Source organism: Xanthomonas sp. SHU 308, from assembly GCF_000364645.1.
GTDB classification, from domain to species: Bacteria; Pseudomonadota; Gammaproteobacteria; order Xanthomonadales; family Xanthomonadaceae; genus Xanthomonas_A; species Xanthomonas_A sontii.
In genome coordinates, this window is record NZ_AQOK01000434.1 from 1 (window position 1) to 2,302 (window position 2,302).

Here is a 2,302-nt window from a genome sequence, read left to right on the forward strand (position 1 = left end):
GTCGCGAACACGCCCTGGAACTGGCCGTGCATGCGCGCAGTCAGGTCACCGGCGGCGATCGACTGCAGCAGCGCGGACAATGCCTGCAGGTTGCCGTCGGCGGTGGCCATCAACTGGTTGAGGCTGTCGACCATCAGGCGGAAGTCGTACTGGAAGCGCGCGGTGTCGCCACGCACGCTGAAGTCGCCGGCGGCCGCCGCACCGGCCAGATGCTTGATCTCGCTGTTCATCGCGGTCAGGTTGTGCTTGACCGTGTCCATCGTCTCGGTGAGGCGGGCTTTTTCGCCGGGCAGGCGGTCCATGTTCTCGGACAGATCGCCGATGGCGTAGCGGCCCATGATCTGCGCCAGGCGCTCGGTTACCGCGATGTGCGCGGCGGCCAGGGCGTTGCTGTCGCGGACCATGCGCCCGTAGTCGCCTGGGAACACGGTTTCGTCCATGCGGTAGCTGATCTGGCCGGCGTCGTGGCGCTGGGCCATATCGGCCTGCGCGGCCAGCACGGCCTGCAGCTGCTGCTGCATGCGACCCATGGCGTTCAACAGGCGGCCGGTTTCGTCGCGGGCCTCGGTGCGCACGGCATTGTGCATGTCGCCATTGGCGATGGCCTCGGCGGTGCGGGTGGCCAGGCCCAGCGGTGCGGTCAGGCTGCGGGTGATGGTCAGCGCCAGCAAGGCGCTGAGTACCAGGGCCAGCACGGTACCGCCGATCAGCAGCATGCGGCCACGGTGCATCGCGTCCAGCGCCGCCTGATAGCCTTCGGCGGCCTGCGACTTCTGCCGGTCGGCGAACTCGCGGATCTTGCTCTGCCACGCCAGGGTTGCCGGCAGCGCTTCGCGGTTGAGCATCTCCAGCGCCTGGGCATTCTCGCCCTTTTCGCCCAGCGCGACGATGGCGTCGTTGATCTGTTTCGCAGCGGCGCGCTTGGCGTCCATGTCGGCGCGGATGACGCGGCCGCCGGCGGTGCTGGACAGCTTGTCCATCTTGGCGCGAGCCTCGGCGTAGCGCTCGCGCTGCCGATTGAAGGTCTCCAGCGCCTCTTGCCGCATCGTCGCGTTGGTGGAGGTGGTATAGGTGCTCAGCGCAACCAGCACGGAGGAGTTGGCGTCGAGCATCTGGTTGCTGAATTCGATCTTCGCCATGCGGTCCAGCACGATCATGTCCAGGTGCTTGCGCGCCTCGGCCATGCCGGACAGCCCGATGATCACCAGGACCACCGAAAGAAGAATCAGCACGCCGAAGGCCGCCGACAGGCGCACACCGACGTTGTAGCGTTGCAGAAAGCGGGTCATTTCATATCTCCAAGGGGCGAAAAGGCTGCTCGGCGCGCAGGGGTGCGACGTCGGCGGTGGACGTGGGCTGACGCGGACGGCCTGCGCTCTAGGCGGCGCCAGTCACATGGCGTGATGACGGGCGACGCGACAGGCGGGTCGTGCGAAAGCGCCGCACTCGCGACGGTGACCATGGCGTTGGCATGCCCGAGTTCCGCCTGTAATAGCCGACGGCGTCGGTCGATCGCTCGGTGGATGCGTCTTCGGTGTCGCAAGACCGCATGCATGGTGGCCCCCCGTGTACGAATGAAGGAACGACGCGTGTTGTGGCGCGCCGGAGATCCCGGGTGTAGGCAAGCTGACGAAACGGACCAAGGAACGGCAAGTCGAAGCTGCGCGCGTGCCGAAGGCAGGCGCGAAAAGGAACAGTCGTCAGGGCTGCGGTTTCCCCGTTCGGTTTTGTGACTTCAGCGATCGGCGCGTGCACCGAACGATCCCTCTGAAGCGCCGACGGACCTCCCCAGGCCGTGTCGGCACGCACCGGTGTAGACAAAAAGCGTGCGCTCGATTTGGTATCGACAGAGGCAGGAGATTCTTGAGCGCCTCAGTGCGGTCGTGCCGGCAGTGGTTGCCGTACGCCGCGTCGATGGAGACGATGCGGGCGCCAGCCAGCCAGCCTGCCGCACCGACATCGCGGCATCGCCTATCGAGCGGCCGTGCAGTGCACGGCCGCGCATCGACGCGACTGGGGCGAGGACTCAGAACTCCTGCCAGTCGCTGCTGGCCGCCTGGGCAAGCGCAACGGACTGCGGCGCCGGCCGCGGCTTGCGTGGCGGCGCAGACGGCACGCTGCGTGGGGCGGGGCGCGCCGTTGATGCGACCGCGATCGATGCGATCGCCGGCAGGGTATCCAACTTGAACACGGCCACCGCGTCCTGCAACTGCGTGGCCTGTTCCTCCATCGAGCGCGCGGCGGCGGTGGCCTCTTCCACCAGGGCGGCATTCTGCTGGGTGGTCTCGTCCATCTGGGTGAC

1 protein-coding gene and 1 pseudogene are annotated in these 2,302 nt (G+C 67.2%); both read right to left on the bottom strand.

All coding sequences use genetic code 11. The features are described 5' to 3' along the window. On the bottom strand, nt 1-1,289 hold a 1,289-nt coding region (locus D588_RS0114265), incomplete at its 3' end, for an MCP four helix bundle domain-containing protein (RefSeq protein WP_017916466.1). Between the two features lie 737 nt (nt 1,290-2,026). Continuing rightward, a pseudogene (locus tag D588_RS0114270) lies at nt 2,027-2,302 on the bottom strand (hypothetical protein); the annotation flags it as partial.